The sequence below is a fragment of the Brevundimonas sp. 1080 genome, assembly GCF_040545985.1.
GTDB lineage: Bacteria > Pseudomonadota > Alphaproteobacteria > Caulobacterales > Caulobacteraceae > Brevundimonas.
On sequence record NZ_JBEPMW010000001.1, the window covers coordinates 791,605 to 807,613 of the forward strand.

Annotated in this window: 14 protein-coding genes and 1 other RNA gene; 7 read left to right on the plus strand and 8 right to left on the minus strand. The window is 68.3% G+C overall.

The window, feature by feature from the left end; translation table 11 throughout:
- Positions 1–13: 13 nt before the first annotated feature.
- Positions 14–748, minus strand: coding sequence for a c-type cytochrome (locus ABIC32_RS04085; protein ID WP_354072511.1), 735 nt, complete (start codon positions 746–748; stop codon positions 14–16).
- A 142-nt stretch (positions 749–890) separates the two neighbouring features.
- On the opposite strand from ABIC32_RS04085, the gene ABIC32_RS04090 reads away from it, so the two are divergent.
- On the plus strand, positions 891–1,613 hold the full coding sequence (locus tag ABIC32_RS04090) for a 3-deoxy-manno-octulosonate cytidylyltransferase (protein WP_354072513.1): 723 nt from the start codon (positions 891–893) through the stop codon (positions 1,611–1,613).
- Here the strand turns inward: ABIC32_RS04090 and nudC are convergent.
- Positions 1,610–2,530: an NAD(+) diphosphatase gene (nudC, locus tag ABIC32_RS04095; protein ID WP_354072515.1), complete on the minus strand. Its 921-nt coding sequence runs from the start codon at positions 2,528–2,530 to the stop codon at positions 1,610–1,612. The two genes, ABIC32_RS04090 and nudC, sit on opposite strands and share 4 nt — an antisense overlap.
- 47 nt (positions 2,531–2,577) lie before the next feature.
- Here nudC and ffs point away from each other — a divergent pair.
- Together ffs and ABIC32_RS04105 are read left to right on the plus strand one after the other, a co-directional pair.
- Positions 2,578–2,673, plus strand: an RNA gene (gene ffs / locus ABIC32_RS04100) — signal recognition particle sRNA small type.
- Positions 2,674–2,993: 320 nt separating this feature from the next.
- Positions 2,994–4,841 carry a DNA polymerase III subunit gamma/tau gene (locus ABIC32_RS04105; RefSeq protein ID WP_354072517.1) on the plus strand — a complete coding sequence of 616 codons (1,848 nt, stop codon included), beginning with the start codon at positions 2,994–2,996 and terminating at the stop codon, positions 4,839–4,841.
- A 9-nt stretch (positions 4,842–4,850) separates the two neighbouring features.
- Here the strand turns inward: ABIC32_RS04105 and ABIC32_RS04110 are convergent, their stop codons facing one another.
- Positions 4,851–5,405, minus strand: coding sequence for an ActR/PrrA/RegA family redox response regulator transcription factor (locus tag ABIC32_RS04110; protein ID WP_055754444.1), 555 nt, complete (start codon positions 5,403–5,405; stop codon positions 4,851–4,853).
- 89 nt (positions 5,406–5,494) lie between these two features.
- The gene (locus tag ABIC32_RS04115) at positions 5,495–6,949 is read right to left on the minus strand and encodes an ActS/PrrB/RegB family redox-sensitive histidine kinase (RefSeq protein ID WP_354072520.1); all 1,455 of its coding nucleotides are present in this window, start codon (positions 6,947–6,949) and stop codon (positions 5,495–5,497) included.
- A gap of 44 nt (positions 6,950–6,993) precedes the next feature.
- Here ABIC32_RS04115 and ABIC32_RS04120 point away from each other — a divergent pair, with 44 nt between their 5' ends.
- The 3 genes from ABIC32_RS04120 to ABIC32_RS04130 all read left to right on the plus strand — a co-directional run bounded on the left by ABIC32_RS04120 (position 6,994) and on the right by ABIC32_RS04130 (position 9,666).
- On the plus strand, positions 6,994–7,617 hold the full coding sequence (locus ABIC32_RS04120; RefSeq protein ID WP_354072522.1) for an SCO family protein: 624 nt from the start codon (positions 6,994–6,996) through the stop codon (positions 7,615–7,617).
- An 80-nt stretch (positions 7,618–7,697) separates the two neighbouring features.
- Positions 7,698–8,978 carry a polyhydroxyalkanoate depolymerase gene (locus ABIC32_RS04125; RefSeq protein WP_039244043.1) on the plus strand — a complete coding sequence of 427 codons (1,281 nt, stop codon included), beginning with the start codon at positions 7,698–7,700 and terminating at the stop codon, positions 8,976–8,978.
- Positions 8,944–9,666, plus strand: coding sequence for a M48 family metallopeptidase (locus ABIC32_RS04130; RefSeq protein WP_354072524.1), 723 nt, complete (start codon positions 8,944–8,946; stop codon positions 9,664–9,666). The genes ABIC32_RS04125 and ABIC32_RS04130 overlap by 35 nt, the downstream gene beginning before the upstream one ends.
- Positions 9,667–9,836: 170 nt before the next feature.
- On the opposite strand, the gene ABIC32_RS04135 is transcribed toward ABIC32_RS04130, so the two are convergent.
- From ABIC32_RS04135 to ABIC32_RS04145, 3 genes are all read right to left on the minus strand, one after another.
- The gene (locus ABIC32_RS04135; protein ID WP_354072527.1) at positions 9,837–11,930 is read right to left on the minus strand and encodes a PBP1A family penicillin-binding protein; all 2,094 of its coding nucleotides are present in this window, start codon (positions 11,928–11,930) and stop codon (positions 9,837–9,839) included.
- A gap of 115 nt (positions 11,931–12,045) precedes the next feature.
- Positions 12,046–12,660: a class I SAM-dependent methyltransferase gene (locus ABIC32_RS04140; protein WP_354072529.1), complete on the minus strand. Its 615-nt coding sequence runs from the start codon at positions 12,658–12,660 to the stop codon at positions 12,046–12,048.
- Positions 12,661–12,665: 5 nt separating this feature from the next.
- Positions 12,666–13,649 carry an alpha/beta fold hydrolase gene (locus ABIC32_RS04145; RefSeq protein ID WP_354072531.1) on the minus strand — a complete coding sequence of 328 codons (984 nt, stop codon included), beginning with the start codon at positions 13,647–13,649 and terminating at the stop codon, positions 12,666–12,668.
- Between the two features lie 109 nt (positions 13,650–13,758).
- Here ABIC32_RS04145 and ABIC32_RS04150 point away from each other — a divergent pair, with 109 nt between their 5' ends.
- Positions 13,759–14,889, plus strand: coding sequence for a Rieske 2Fe-2S domain-containing protein (locus tag ABIC32_RS04150; RefSeq protein WP_354072533.1), 1,131 nt, complete (start codon positions 13,759–13,761; stop codon positions 14,887–14,889).
- A 46-nt stretch (positions 14,890–14,935) separates the two neighbouring features.
- On the opposite strand, the gene ABIC32_RS04155 is transcribed toward ABIC32_RS04150, so the two are convergent.
- The gene (locus ABIC32_RS04155; protein ID WP_354072535.1) at positions 14,936–15,952 is read right to left on the minus strand and encodes an adenosine kinase; all 1,017 of its coding nucleotides are present in this window, start codon (positions 15,950–15,952) and stop codon (positions 14,936–14,938) included.
- Between the last annotated feature and the right edge of the window lie 57 nt (positions 15,953–16,009).

The window sequence follows — 16,009 nt, forward strand, 5'->3', positions numbered from 1 at the left end:
ATCGCCGGAACGATCAGGTATTGGGCGGCGCAGACGCCGTCGCGGCGGGCGGAGCCGCCGGCGTCGCCTGAGACGCGGCGGGCGCGCCGGCGGCCGGGGTCGTGCCGGTCGCTTCAGTCGCCGCGGCGCCTTCGGCCACCGGGGCCTCGCCCGTCGCAGGCGCGCCGGCGGCCGGCGCGGCCGCGCCAGGCTGACGGGTGGGATCCGGCGCCGGGATGGCGAAGCCGCCCGAGCCCTGGGTGCGGAGCCAGGCGATCAGATTGATGCGCGTCTGGGTGTCGCGGATGCCGGCGAAGGACATCTTGGTGCCGGGCACATATTTGGCCGGGGCCGTGATGAAGCTGTTGATCTGATCATAGCCCCAGGTCGGCGCCTCGGCCTTGTGCTTGGCCATGGCGTCGGAATAGGCGAAGCCCGGACGGTGCATGACCGGCCCGCCGACCACGCCCCAAAGGTTCGGACCGATCTTGTCGGCGCCGCCCTGGTGCGCGTCATGGCAGGCCTGGCAACGCGCGAAGGCGGCCTCGCCGGCGGCCAGATCGGCGGTCGGCAGCACCGTGCCCCAGTCGGGCGCCAGTTCGGCGGCTTCACCGTCGGCGGCTTCTTCCGGCGCATCGACGAAATAGCCCATCTTTTCGGGGGCTTCCGAATGATAGACGAGGCCCGAGGCCTGCTGGACGACCAGGATGACGAACGCCGTCCCCAGAGCCGCGCCGAAAATCTTGTTCCACTTAAGATCGCCGCTCATACGCCTGGTCGTTTCCCTCTGCCGGCCGGGCCCCTCGAAAACACGCCCCGGACATAATCTTGCTTTGGCGTCTCTGGCACGGTAGCGCCGCCTTCGCAACCGGCCCAACGCGCGACGGGCCAGACAGGCGTCAGGGAAGCCGATGAATCCGTTGATAATGATACCGGCTCGCATGGCCGCGACCCGTCTGCCGAACAAGCCGTTGGCCCTGATCGGCGACACGCCGATGATCGTGCGCGCCTATCGCCAGGCCGAGGCCTCGGGCCTGCCGGTCGTGGTCGCCGCCGGCGATCCAGAAATCGTCGAGGCGGTGGAAGCCGCAGGCGGCCGCGCCGTCCTGACCGACCCGGCCCTGCCCTCGGGCTCTGACCGCATTCGCGCCGCCGTGGACGCCATCGACCCCGAGGGCGATTTCGACGCCGTCATCAACGTTCAGGGCGACATGCCCTTCGCCAGCCCCGGTCTGGCCGTCGCCTGCGCCGCCATTCTGCACGGCGAGCCGACCTGCGACATCGCCACCCTGGTCGCCGCCGAGGCCGACGGGTCGGACCGGACCAATCCCGATGTGGTCAAGGCGGTGCTGGCCCTGGGCGAAGGCGAACGCCAGGCGCGCGCCCTGTATTTCACGCGCTCGACCCTGTACGGCGAGGCCCCCGTCTGGCGCCACATCGGCGTCTATGGCTATCGCCGTGAGGCGCTGAACCGCTTCTGCGCCGCGCCGCCGTCGCCGCTGGAAAAACGCGAGAAGCTGGAACAGCTGCGCGCCCTGGAAATGGGCATGCAGATCTGGGCCGCCGTCATCGACGAAGCCCCCCTGTCCGTCGACAATCCCGCCGACCTGGAGGCGGCGCGGGCGCTGGCCTAGACCTCCTCGACCCAGGCCTGGATCAGGCTGTGGGCGATGGCGAAGGGCGGCGGGGCCTGGATGCTCGGATGCTCGCCCGCCAGCACGGCGCGCGCCTCGGCCCGCGTCAGCCAGGCGACGGCTTCCAGCTCGGTCTGGTCCGGTTGCGCCTGATCGTCCGACACCTCTGCGATCAGGCCGATCATCAATTGCGACGGAAAGGGCCAGGGCTGGCTGGAGTGATAGGCCGTGGCGATCACGGTCAGGCCGGCCTCCTCCTTCACCTCTCGGGCGCAGGCCTCCTCGATGGATTCGCCCGGTTCCAGGAACCCGGCCAGGGCCGACATCCGTCCGGCAGGCCAGGCCGCCTGACGGCCCAGCAGGCAGATGGGCTCCGCCCCGCCCTTGTAGACGGGCAGCATGATGGTCACCGGATCGACGCGCGGGAAATGCTCGGTCCCGCAGGCCGGACAGACCCGCTTCCAGCCGCCCGACGCCGTCTCGCTCAGCGTGCCGCAGTTGGCGCAAAAGCCGTGTCTGCGCCGCCAGTCGAACAGACTCTTGGCCCCGCCGGCCATGGCCGCATCCGCCGCCGGCAGGATCGCCGCCGCCGCACGCATCTCCTGAAAGGCGCCCAGCCCGGCCAGCGGCCCGTCGGTCGGATCGATGGAGCCTTCGAACTCGATGGCGAAGACGGGCTCGTCGTTCCACAGGCCCAGAAACGCCTCGCGATCCCGCACGAGGGTGCGCGCATGGCGCATCTGCAGCCATGCCAGCCTCGGCCCCTCGCCCGTCTCCTCGATCAGCGGCCGCCCTTCCCAGAGCGCCAAGGCCTGGGCGTAGGGTTTGGCGGCCTGCTCGGCCAGCCAGTCGGGATCATTCCTCAGGTCGCCGGCCCGATCGAGCGGGTTGCCGGCGAAGGTGTTCTGATGGGCCATGCGGGTTTGTAGCTCTTGATTCCGGCGTTCGCACCCGTCATATCTCCGCTTGGAGATCGCGGGCGAAGGCTTCGCCAATCTGGTCAGGGCCGGAAGGCAGCAGCCACAACGAATTCCCCTTCGGGTCGCGGTCTCTACTTCCTCTTTTTTGTGCGCTACCGCTCGCGACGCGGTCGCGCGATGTTTGAGCGCGTTTTGTGCGCTGACGCCATTTTCCTTTCGTCATTCCGGGCGTAGGGCCTCTTGGCCCGAAGACCCGGAACCCAGCGGCGCGCGTGAGCGCGAACCTGTCGCGCACTCCGCTTTCAACCATACGCGGCGGAGAGATTTCGCCTTCGGCACCGCTGGGTTCCGGGTCTCCGCTTCGCTGCGCCCGGAATGACGAAAGAGAAGATGAACCTGCGCGTGAACCGACGCTGGAATCGCTTCTTCCCGCCCCTCAGCCGCTGTAAGACTTCCTCCCATGACGGACAGCGATACGAATCTCGACGGCCCGCCCTGGGAAGAGGACGACGTCGCCCCTCGCGACGAGAACACCGACGACATGTTCGGCGCGCCCGCCGCAGCGACAGAGCCGGTCGTGGCGCCCGCCGCCGCCGCCGTCGCCAAGCCCGCCCCTGCCGAAGTCGCGGCTCACGTCGATGACGGCGCCGCCTATCAGGTGCTGGCGCGCAAATACCGGCCGCGCACCTTCGAGGATCTGATCGGGCAGGAGGCGATGGTGCGCACCCTGACCAACGCTTTCGCCACTGGCCGGATCGCCCACGCCTTCATGCTGACCGGCGTGCGCGGCGTCGGCAAGACGACCACCGCCCGCCTTCTGGCCCGCGCCCTGAACAACGAGACCGACGTCATCGACAAGCCGTCGCTGACCCTGACCGCCCACGGCCGGCACGACGCCGCCATCATGGCCGGCCAGCATATGGATGTGATGGAGATGGACGCGGCGTCGCACACTGGCGTCAACGACATCCGCGACATTCTGGAAAGCGTCCGCTATGCGCCGGTCGAGGCGCGCTACAAGGTCTATGTGCTGGACGAGGTCCACATGCTGTCGACGCAGGCGTTCAACGCCCTGCTGAAGACGCTGGAAGAGCCGCCGCCCCACGCCAAATTCATCTTCGCCACCACCGAGATCCGCAAGGTGCCGGTGACGATCCTGAGTCGCTGTCAGCGCTTCGACCTGCGTCGGGTCGAGCCGGAAATCCTGGTCGAGCATCTGGGCCGGATCGCCGACCGCGAAGGCATGAAGATCGAGAACGACGCCCTGGCCCTGATCTCGCGCGCGGCCGAGGGGTCGGTGCGTGACGGCCTGTCGCTGCTGGACCAGGCCCTGGTCCAGGCCGAGCGGGGCGAGACGGTCAAGACCGAAACGGTGCGCGACATGCTGGGCCTGGCCGACCGGACCCAGACCATCGCCCTGTTCGAAAGCGTCATGGCCGGCCGCACGCCCGAGGCGCTGGAGAGTTTCCGCACTCTTTATGGCTTCGGCGCCGATCCGGTGCAGGTGACCAACGACCTGTTGGAACATTGCCACGCCGCCTCGGTCGCCAAGATGCTGGGCCCGAACGCGACCCGCCTGCCCAATGATCAGGCGCAGAAGCTGGCGGCCTTGGGCGCGGCCATTCCGGCGGCGACATTGTCGCGCACCTGGCAGATGCTGCTGAAGGCGCTGGACGAGGTGCGGCGCGCGCCCAATCCGGCCGATGCGGTGGAAATGGCCATCGTGCGCCTAGCCTACGCCGCCGACCTGCCGGGACCGGAGGAGGCGCTGAAGCGGCTGCAGTCCGGCGAACTTATCGGCGGCGGCTCGGCCCCGCGTGGCGGCGGCGGAGGCGGCGGCGGCGGAACCTCGGCGCAGCTGGCCGCGCGGCCGGTCATGGCCCCCGCCCTGCCCGATCCTCAGACTTTCGAACAGGTCGTCGCCCTGATCGGCGAGAAGCGCGAGGTCGGGCTTCAGATGGATGTTGAGCGGTATGTGAAGCCGGTCTCGTTCAAGCCCGGCGCCATCGTCTATGAAAGCGTCCAGGGCGCGCCGATCGAACTGGCGCGCAAGCTGTCGGCCCGCCTGCGCGAATGGACCGGTCGCACCTGGCTGATCGCCGCCAACGGCCAGGGCGGGGCCGAGACGGTCATCGAAATCCAGAAAAAGGCCCGCGCCGCCGAACGGGCCGAGGTCGAGGCCAATCCCTTCGTCCAGGCGGTGCTCCAGGCCTTCCCCGGCGCCAAGCTGGGCGAGATCAAGACCATCGCCCCGACCGTGGTCACTCCTGAAATCCCCGACGTGGTCGAGGACGACGACGAGGACTGAGGGGTCGGCCTATCGCGGCGCGCGCTTGGCCAGGATGCGTTGCAGGGTGCGGCGGTGCATGCCCAGGCGGCGCGCCGTCTCCGAGACATTGTGGTCGCACAGCTCATAGACGCGCTGGATATGCTCCCAGCGGACGCGGTCTGCGCTCATGGGATTTTCCGGCGGTTCGGGCGAATCGCCGGTGGCGAGCAGGGCCTTGACCACGTCGTCCGCATCGGCGGGCTTGGACAGATAGTCGACGGCGCCGGCCTTGACCGCCGCGACCGCCGTGGCGATGGCGCCGTAGCCGGTCACCATGACGATGCGGGCGTCTTCGCGTTTTTCGCGCACCGCCTCGACGATCTTCAGGCCGTTGCCGTCCTCAAGCCGCATGTCCAGCACGGCGAAGGCCGGCGCCTTGTCGCGCAGCAGCTGCATCGCCTCGGCGACGGATTCGGCGGTCGTCACCTGAAAGCCGCGCGCCTCCAGCGCCCGCCCCATCCGGGTGCGCAGGGCCTGGTCGTCATCCAGCAGCAGCAGGGACTTGTCGGGCAGGGCGGCGATGCGGGCTTCGAGTTCTGACATGCGTTTCTCTCTCCTGCCGCTTCAAGTCGGGACGGGTAGCGCGCGGGTCAAGGCCAAGGTTCCGCCTGCGACGCTTCGACCCAATCGCCTCATGCCGCGACCTCCAGCGCCGGCCGCGCCCAGCGCACCGCCACGCGCGCGCCGCGCGCCGAACCCTTGGCGTCCGATTGGGGCAGGCCCTGGCCCACGCTGACCGAGCCGCCGGTCCGTTCCAGCAAGGTGCGGGCGATGAAGAAGCCCAGGCCCATGCCGCCCTGGCTGGGGGCGATGGGCGGCTCGACCGTTGTGCGAGGCTTGGAGGGTCGCGCGGCGGCGGCGATCTGGGCGGCCAGGGCCTGGCGCGCCTTGCCCTGGGGCCGACTGGTCACATAGGGCTCGCCCAGCCGGGGCAGGATGTCCCCCGCGAAGCCCGGCCCGTCGTCCAGAATCTCGATCTCGATCCAGCCGGCGTCCACCACCGCTTGGACCCGAACCGTCGTCCTGGCGAAATCGGCGGCGTTCTCGACCAGGGTGGACAGGCCGTGGATCACCTCGGGCATCCCGCGCACGCGCGGCGCCGGCTGACCCGGCGGCGTCTTTACCAGCACATCGAAGGCCAGGTCGAATCCCCGGTGCGGCTCCACCACCTCTTCCAGCAGCGCCTTCAGCGAGACGTCGGCATAGAGGGCGTCGTCGCCCTCGGGCTGCTGCGACAACTGGGTCAGGATGCCCCGGCACCGTTCGGCCTGTTGCAGGATCAGGGCCGCATCCTCGGCCGCGTCGCTGTCGGGGGCGGATGCGCGCTGAAGCTCCTTGGCCACCACCTGAATGGTCGCCAGCGGCGTGCCAAGCTCATGCGCCGCCGCCGCCGCCAGGCCGCCCAGCGCCGCCAGCCTCTGTTCGCGTTGCAGCACGTCCTGGGTGGTCGCCAGGGCCAGTTCCAGCTTCTCCGCATCGGCCGCCACCCGCCAGGCGTAGCCGGCGGTGAAGACCACGCCGGTCACCAAAGCCATGGCCATGCCGAGACGATAAAGCGTCGGCAGGTGGAAGTTCTCGTGCGGTCGCCACGGCAGGGGTTCGGACCAGAAGAACAGCACCCCGACCGCGATCAGGGCCAGCACGCCCAGCATCAGGGCCTGACGCGCCGGCAGGGCCGCCGCCGCGATGGTGACGGGCGCGACCAGCAGCAGGCAGAAGGGGTTCTCCAGGCCGCCGGTCAGACCCAGCAGCACGCCCAGCTGAAAGATGTCGAAGCCCAGGTGGATCGCCGTCGTGCGCCCGTCCGGCAGGCTGGCCTCCAGCCGTCGCACCCGCGCCATGGCCCCCACATTCACCGCCGCGCTGATGGCGATGACGATCAGGCAAGGCCAGAGCGGCAGGGGGAAATGCAGCCCCTGATGCGCCGTCAGGATCGCCGCGCTCTGGCCGATGATGGTCAGCCAGCGCAGAACGATCAGGGTCCGCAGCGAAAACCCCCGACCGCGACGCGGCGCATCGCTCCAGCCGTTCAACGGCTCCGAAGAGGATACGCCGTGCGGCGCCATGCGGGCTTCTGTCGAGGTCACACGCCTTCTATAGACCGATCACATTCGTTTCGTGAGAGGCCGTCATGCCGCGTCGTTCGATCCTGCTGTTCGCGGGCGCCTGCATCGCCATCGCCGTGGCGCTGGCCATCATCACCGTCGTGGTGGTCAGCGGTCGTGCGCCGACGTCGGACGGCGCCGAGGTGACGTCGACCGGTCAACCCCTGGTCGGCGGCGACTTCAAACTGGTCAATCAGGATGGACAACCCGTCGATCAGACGATGCTGAACGGCAAATGGAGCCTGGTCTTCTTCGGCTTCACGTATTGCCCCGAGTTCTGCCCGACCACGTTGGCCGAGCTGGGCGCGGTGCAGCAGCGGCTGGGCGACAAGGCGGAGGATCTGCAGATCGTCTTCGTCAGCGTCGATCCCGAACGCGACACGCCCCAGGCGCTGAAGGACTATCTGTCCTCCGACGGCTTTCCCAAGGGGACCATCGGCCTGACGGGCACGCCCGAACAGGTGGCGACCGCCGCCAAGGCCTACCGCGCCTTCTATCAAAAAGTCGGCGAGGGCGAGGGCTATACGATGAACCACTCCCTGACCGTCTACCTGATGGGCCCGGACGGCAAGTTCCGCACCGCCGTCGCCTATGGAATGGGTCCGGACAAGACGACCAGGATCATCGAACAGGCGATGGCGCGGGGTTAGCAGCGACCCCATAATCCTTTTGCAGGGTGATGCATTATATGTTGCCCTGCACAAACGGCGCTCGGCCGTATCGGATCGTCATGCTCTACGCCTTTCATGAACTCGCCTACCAGTCGGCCCTGCCGTTCCGGGTCGGCGCGCAACTGGCCCGCAGCTTCTGGACCTCGCCGTTCAACCCGGCGGCCGACACCGCCATCGGCCGCACCGCCTACGCCTCGGCCGAACTGTTCGAGAGCGTGACGCGGCGCTACGGCAAGCCGGCCTGGAAGCTGGAAACCATCGACATCGGCGGCAAGCCGGTGCGCACCACCGAGCAGGTGATCTGGCAGAGCCCGTGGTGCCGCCTGGTCCGCTTCGCCCGCAACATCGGCGACCTGAAGCGCGCCAAGAAGCCCGCCTCCGGCCCGGCCGTCCTGATCGTGGCCCCGCTGTCGGGCCACTACGCCACCCTGCTGCGCGGCACGGTCGAAGCCTTCCTTCAGGACCACGACGTCTATGTCACCGACTGGGTCAACGCCCGCCAGGTGCCGATGCTGGAAGGGCGGTTCGACTTCTTCGACTACATCGACCACGTCCGGCTGATGCTGGCCGAGATCGGCGGCCGGGCCCACGTCGTCGGCGTGTGCCAGCCCGGCCCGCCCGTTCTGGCCGCCGGCGCGGTCATGGCCGAAGACGAGGACGAAAACCGTCCCCTGTCGATGACCTTCATGGGGTCGCCCATCGACGCGCGCCTGTCGCCGACCGTCACCAACCAGTTGGCCGAGGAAAAGCCCTTCACCTGGTTCAAGTCGAACATGATCCACACGGTGCCCCTGCCCTATGCGGGCTTCGGGCGGCGCGTCTATCCGGGCTTCGTCCAGCTCTACAGCTTCATGTCGATGAACGAGGATCGCCACCGCGACGCCCACTGGAACTATTTCACCAGCCTGATCGCCGGCGATGGCGACGAGGTCGAAAAGCACGAGGAATTCTACGACGAATATCTGTCGGTGCTCGACCTGACCGAAGAGTTCTATCTCCAGACCATCGACATTGTCTTCCAGCAGCATCTGCTGGCGCGGGGCCTGTTGGAGCATCGCGGGCGCAAGGTCGATCTGTCCAGGATCACCGACATCGGCCTGATGACCGTCGAGGGCGAGAAGGACGACATCTCGGGCGTCGGCCAGACCCAGGCCGCGCACGGCCTGTGCCCCAATATCCCCGAGGATCGCCGCGTCCTCTACGTCCAGCCGGGCGTGGGCCATTACGGCGTATTCAACGGCCGGCGATTCCGTGACGAGATCTATCCCCGCGTGCGCGATTTCATCGCCCAGAACGAGGCCGCCGGTGGCGTACCGCAACGGTCAGCGGCTGCCGCTTGACGAAAGCGGGGCTGGCGCCGGTCCCGTTCTAAGACTGTCGGTCAATCCGCGTGCCCGCCGCCTATCGGTGCGGATCGATGCGCGCGCCGGCGAGGCCGTGGTCATCGCCCCGACCGAGCGCGGCCTGAGCCAGGCCGTCGCTTTCGCCCGATCCAAGGCCGTCTGGATCAGCGAACGCCTGGCCGTCCGCCCTAAGAGCCGCCCGCTGGAACCGGGACAGGTCATCTCCCTGCGCGGCAGGCCTGTGCGGCTTGAGGCCGTGCCCGGCGGGGGCGCCGCGCGTCTGGTCGAGGACGGGACCATCATCCGCTCGGGCGGCGAGGGCGACGCCTATGCCCGCCGCGTCGAAAACCTGTTGAAACGCGAGGCGCGCGAGACGCTTCTGGAACGCACCGACCACCATCTGCGCACCCTGGGCCAGGGCCCGATCAAGATGGGCATCGCCGACACCCGGTCGCGCTGGGGCTCGTGCAGCCCGCACAACCGCACCATCCGCTATTCCTGGCGCGTCATCATGGCCCCGCCCCCGGTCATCGACTACCTCGCCGCCCACGAGGTCGCCCACCTGGTCCACGCCGACCACAGCCCGGCCTATTGGTCCGTCGTCGAACGGCTGGTCGGGGACCACAAACCCTGGCGCAAATGGCTAAAGGATTACGGCGCCGCCCTTCACGCAGTCGGGCGGTAGATGACCACAGTCTCCTCCCCATGAAATGGGGAGGGGGACCGCGCGCAGCGTGGTGGAGGGGCTCTTGAAGTCCCACCGGCGCCTGTGATGCGTTGAGAGCCCCTCCGTCACGGCGCAAGGGCGCCTCGCCACCTCCCCATCGCTGCGCGACAGGGAGGAGACCGGTGTCCTTAAAAGAACAGGGCGTCGCCCTTTCGCTCCGGCGCCGGGCGGCCTTCGGGCTGCTGCGGGGTCGGCGCATCGCGATAGCCGCCCTTGGGCGACGCGGGACTGGACGGCTGCGGCAACGACTGCTGCATCGGCGTCTGGTCGTCCGGGACATAGGGCTCGCCCGCCAGGGGATCGACGGGTTCGATGGGCAGGCCGTTCTGATCCAGGCCGCTCATCAGGTCGCCGACCGGATCGGGCGCGACCCAGCCTTCGGGCATGGGCGGACCGTTGGGGATGGCGGGGGCGTCCAGGCGCGGCAAGGCCGCCTCCATGAAGCCCTTCCAGATGGCGGCGGGCGACGAGCCGCCGGTCACGCCGCGCATGGCGGTGTTGTCGTCCTTGCCGACCCATACGGCGGTGACGAAGCCGCCGGTATAGCCGACGAACCAGGCGTCCTTGTAGTCCGAGGTCGTGCCGGTCTTGCCCGCCAGGTCGCGGCCCGAGATCGCCGCCGACCGGCCCGAGCCGCTGGTCACGACGCCGCGCAGCATCTGGTTCATGTAGTACAGCGACGGATTGTTGATCGCCTGACCGCTCTGGCCCGACTGGCGCTGATAGATGACGCGGCCCTGCGGCGTGCGGATGCGGCTGATGCCATAGGCGTCGACACGGCGTCCGCCGTTGGCGAAGGCGTCATAGGCGGTGGCCATCTCGATCGGCGAAACCTCCACGGCGCCCAGCGCCATCGCCGGCTCCAGACCGATGCGGCTTTCGATGCCCAGACGCCGCGCGGCGCGGGCCACGCTGTCGCGCCCGACCTGATCGGCGACATAGGCCGCCACCGTATTGGTCGACTGGGCCACAGCCTGGGCCAGGGTCATGTTGCCGCTGAAGGTCCCCGAATAGTTGCGGGGCGACCAGTTGCCGATGGTGATCGGCTGATCGACCACCGGGGTCTGGGGCGTATAGCCGGCCTCGACCGCCGCCAGATAGACGAAGGGCTTGAAGGCCGAACCCGCCTGGCGCTTGGCGTCGACGGCGCGGTTGAACTGGCTGTCGGCATAGGAGGATCCGCCGATCATGGCGCGCACCCGGCCGTCGCCGTCCAGCGCGACCAGGGCCGCCTGCTGCACGCCCTTGCCGGCGTCACGGTCCAGGATGCGGCGCACCGACCGCTCGGCCGCCGTCTGCAGCGTCAGGTCCAGCGTGGTCTCGACCACCATGTCCTCGGTCGGTTCGCCGACCAGGCTGCGGATCGACTTGTCCAGCCAGTCGATGAAATACTGGGCGTGCTGGGTCGCGAGCGTCCGCGAGACGATGACCGGCTGGGTCACGGCCTGTTCGCGCTGGGCGGCGGTGATGACGCCGGCCTCTTCCATCTCGTTCAGCACGACGGTGGCGCGGGCGGCGGCGCGTTCGCTCTCGGACACCGGCGAATAGCGCGAGGGCGCCTTCAGCAGGCCGGCCAGCAACGCAGCCTCGCCGACCGTCAGGTTCTTGGCCGACTTGTCGAAATAGCGTTGCGACGCCGCCTCGATCCCGTAGGCCCCGGCGCCGAAATAGACCCGGTTCAGATAAAGGGCCAGGATCTCCTTCTTGGAGAATTTCATCTCCAGCCAGACGGCCAGCATCAGCTCCTGCACCTTGCGGCGCAGGTTCTGATCGGGCGTCAGGAACAGGTTCTTGGCCAGCTGCTGCGTCAAGGTCGAGCCGCCCTGCACCACCCGACCGGCGCGGACGTTGGTCGCCATCGCCCGCATCATGCCGATGGGGTCAAAACCGGGATGGTGATAGAAACGCCGGTCCTCGATCGCGATAAAGGCGGCCGGCACATAGTCCGGCAGCGCATCCAGATCGGCGGGCGGCGCCATCTGGGTGCCCCGCGTCGCGATCAGCGCCCCATTGCGATCCAGATAGGTGATCGAGGGCTGGCGATCGACCTGATACAGGCTGGAGGTGTCCGGCAGGCCGCGCGCGAAGACGGCGAAGAAGACGACCAGGAAGATCAGCCCCCAGACCGCCAGAACCGCGCTCCAGTAGAACAGCCGTCCCAGGGCCGACCGGCGGGGCTTGCCCTGCGCCTGTGGTCCGCCCGCATTCACCGGTCCCGCCATGTCCGTCCTTCAGATGCCGCCTTGGGCGAGTTCTCGTTCATCGGCTGTGTATCGCGTATGAACGCCCGCCGAAACGGCCCCGCCGACTTCACAGGATCGTGAGCGGCTATTTCGCCTAAAGAAAGGCGCGCCGGGCCAGCCAGACGCCCGTGTCCGCCCCGTCGTGTTCCACGCGCAATCCGGAGTCGCTCAGCAGGGCGCGATAGGCTTCTGGATCAAGACTGGCGTGATAGAGCGGCTCGCCTCGCCACTGTCCGATGGTCTCGCCGTGCGCCTGGCCCGAGGTGAACATCAGCCGCCCGCCGTCGGCGACGCACGCAGCCAGCTTCGGCAGTACCCTGCTCTGATCGTCGGGGCTGAGATGGAACAGGCTGTGCCAGGCCAGAACGCCGTCGAACGGACCCGGCGGAAACGCATCGCGCATATCCGCCACCGACCACACGCCCTTCGGCAGCGTCGTCTGAGCATGGGCGATCAGGCCCGGCGACGCATCTACCCCGGTCAGCTGAAACCCCCGCTCCAACAGGGCGGCCCCGATGGGCCAGCCCGAGCCGCAGCCGACATCCAGGATCTTCGCCGCTGGGGGCAGGCCGGCGACGAACCGATCCAGCCAGACCGCCTCGTCCGCCCCGTCTTCGCCGGAATACAGGGTCGCGCCCCGATTCCGCACCCAGTCGTCGGCCTTGTCCCGATAAAGGCCGACGATTCGTTTCGCGGACGGGTGGGTCACCGCGCCTATTTCGCCAGGAAGGCGTCTAGGTCCGCGTAGAAGGCCTGGGGCTGGTCGAACATGATGAAGTGGGCGCTGTCGTCGATCCGCTTCAACTGCGCGTCCTTCAGATTGGCGAACGACATTCGATAGATGCTGTCGGTGATCTGGGGCGTCATGCGCGAATCGTTGAACTTGACGTACAGCACCTCGGTCGGGGCGGTGATCTTGGACAGTTCGGGACGCAGATCCGTCGTGATCAGTTCGCGGAAGGCGGCGGCCGAAACCTTCTGGTCGCTTTCGCGCATGTCCTCCAGCGCCTCGGCGCGACGGCTTTCGGTGTTGATCATGCCGTTGATGCTGGTGGTCGCCTGGGCGACATAGGCCTCGCGCGGGCTGTTGGCCTGGGCGGCCCAGATCTGGTCCGCGACCGGCGTCACGCTTTCGGCCGAGGCGCCCGGCGCGGCGAACATCGCGCCCATGAAGGGAATCATGTCGACCACCATCAACTTGCCGACCGCATCCGGATGGCGCGCGGCCAGCATCATGCCGATGGTGCCGCCCATGGAATGGCCGACGACGACCGGCTTCGTCAGGCCCTTTTCGCGGATGTAGCGGGCGATCTCTTCGGCGACCGGCGCGGCGACGGGCGACGGGGTCGCGCCCTGCGCATTGCCCTCGGCCGGCGCGCCGGCGAAGCCCTGGACGTGGATGCGGTGCACGCGCCAGCCCACGCCGTCCTGCGCCGTCAGATGATCCACCGTCCCCTGCCAGACCTCGGGCGACGAGCTGAGTCCGGGGATCAGGATGATGTCGCGCCCATCCATATCGCCGTCGACGCGAACGTGGATGCGGTCGGACTGGAAATCGGCGTGCTGGCGGCCATGAGCGTGACCCGTGTCGGCATGGGCGCCGTGCCCGTCCTGCGCCAGGACGGCGGGCGCGACACACATCAGGGCGGCGGCCGCTGCGGCGCCGACGGTGCGGTTCAGAATGGATGCGATGGTCATGATCAAACTCCCCTTTTGACGCCCGCTTATGCCGCGCCCACTTTGATATGTAAAGTTCTCTGCCAGGTGACATGAGACAGGCGCCGCGCGGCTCTGTTAGACAGTCGGCATGAAGCCCGCCGACGCCGCTCCCGTCCAGTCCCCCCAGGTCGAACCCGCCCCTTCAAAAGCCGGCGCGCAGCCGTTCGGCAAGGGGTTCGTCACCGACGCCTGGTATTTCGTCGCCCTGGGCCGCGACGTCGCCCCGGCCAGCCTGAAACGCTACGAGATCATGGGCGAGCCGGTGCTGATCGGCCGCACCCGCGCGGGCCAGGTCTATGCGATGCGCGACATCTGTCCCCACCGCGCCGCGCCCCTGTCGGCGGGCAAGCTGGTCCAAAAGCCCGGCGAGGGCGAGACGGTCGAATGCCCCTATCACGGCTGGCGCTTCCGCCCCGACGGCGTCTGCGCCGCCATTCCTTCACTGGTGGAGGATCAGGCGTTTGAGGCGAACCGCATCCGCGTGCGGTCCTATCCGGTGCGCGAGAGCCAGGGCATCGTCTTCGTCTGGATGGCGTCGGACGCGCGCAATCCGATGGAGCCGGACCATGAACCGCCGGTCTTCCCCGGCGTCGTCGGCGGCGAGGCCAAACTGGTCGAGGCGATGGATTTCGACAGCCACATCGACCACGCCGTCGTCGGCCTGATGGACCCCGCCCACGGCCCCTACGTCCACCAGCAATGGTGGTGGCGGTCCGAACATTCGATGCACGAGAAATCCAAGGCCTTCGCCCCGACCGAATTCGGCTGGGCCATGGTGCGCCATGCGCCGTCGTCGAACAGCCGCCTCTACAAGATCCTGGGCGGGGCGCCCGCGACCGAGATCACCTTCCGCCTGCCGGGCTTCCGCTGGGAGCATATTCAGGTGGGCGAAAAACAGGTGCTGGCCCTGACCTGCCTGACGCCGATCACCGACACCAAGACGCGCATCACTCAGATCTTCTGGTCCGACCACTGGGTGTTCGGCCTAGCCAAACCCTTCCTGCGCATGGGGGTCGTCGCCTTCCTGAAACAGGACGGTGGCATGGTGAACCTGCAGAACGAGGGCCTGCGCTACGACCCCGCCCTGATCTGGATCGACGACGCCGACAAACAGGCCAAGTGGTATCAGCAGCTGAAGCGCGAATGGGCCAAGAGCCGCGCCGAGGATCGGCCGTTCGTCAATCCGATCCAGCCTGTGACGCTGAGGTGGAAAAGCTGAAGACGAACGCCTCCTCCCCGCATCGTGGGGAGGAGACACCGGGTTATTACAACTTCAGCCCGGTCTCCTTGGCCAGATCGACCAGCTTCACCATCGGGCGGGGGCCCCAGTGGGCGATGACTTCGGAGGCGGCCAGCGAGCCCAGCTTGCCGGCTTCTTCCAGCGTCAGGCCGCGCGCGAGGCCCAGCAGGAAGCCGGCCGCGTACTGGTCGCCGGCGCCGGTGGTGTCGATCACCTTGGCGACCGGATAGGCGGCGACGACAACGCGCTCGTCGCCCTTGATCACGACCGAGCCGTGCTCGCCGCGCGTGACGGCGGCGATCTCGACGATGGCGGCCAGTTTCGCGGCGGCGGCGTCGAAGTCTTCGGTCTCGAACAAGGCGCCCAGTTCGGCCTCATTGGCCAGGACGATGTCGGCGGACTGGGTGATGAAATCCAGCAGTTCGGCGCGCCAGCGGGCGACGACGAAGGTGTCCGACAGGGTGATGGCCACCTTGCGGCCGGCCTTGTGCGCGGCGGCGGCGGCGCGTTCGAAAGCAGCGCGGGCAGGCGCGGGATCGAATAGATAGCCTTCCAGATAGACGATCTCGCTGGCGCCGATCAGGGCCTCGTCGATGTCGTCGGCATACAGCTGGTTTGCGGCGCCTAGGAAGGTCGCCATGGTGCGCGCCCCGTCCGACAGGACGTTGATCAGGCAACGCCCGGTGCCGTAGCCCTGGTCCGCTCCGCCCGTCAGGACCGGGGTGTCGAAGTGAACGCCCGCCGCGCGGATGTCGTGGCTGAACACCTCGCCCAGCGTATCGTCGGCGACCTTGCCGATATAGGCCGCGCGCCCGCCAAACGAGCCGACGCCCGCCACGGTGTTGCCGGCCGAACCGCCCGAGGCCTCCACGCCAGGCGCCATGGCGTCGTACAGGGCGGCGCTGCGTTCGGCGTCGACCAACTGCATCGAGTTGGGGGCCAGGTCCTGGGCCGTCAGGAAGGCGGCGTCGCAGGGGCTGAGGACATCGACGATGGCGTTGCCGACGGCGCAGACGTCATATTGGGCGGTGTTCTGGGTCATGGTCGCGCCTTAGCCGGTCAATGCCCGCACGTCACCCGAAATCACATAAGGAAGCCC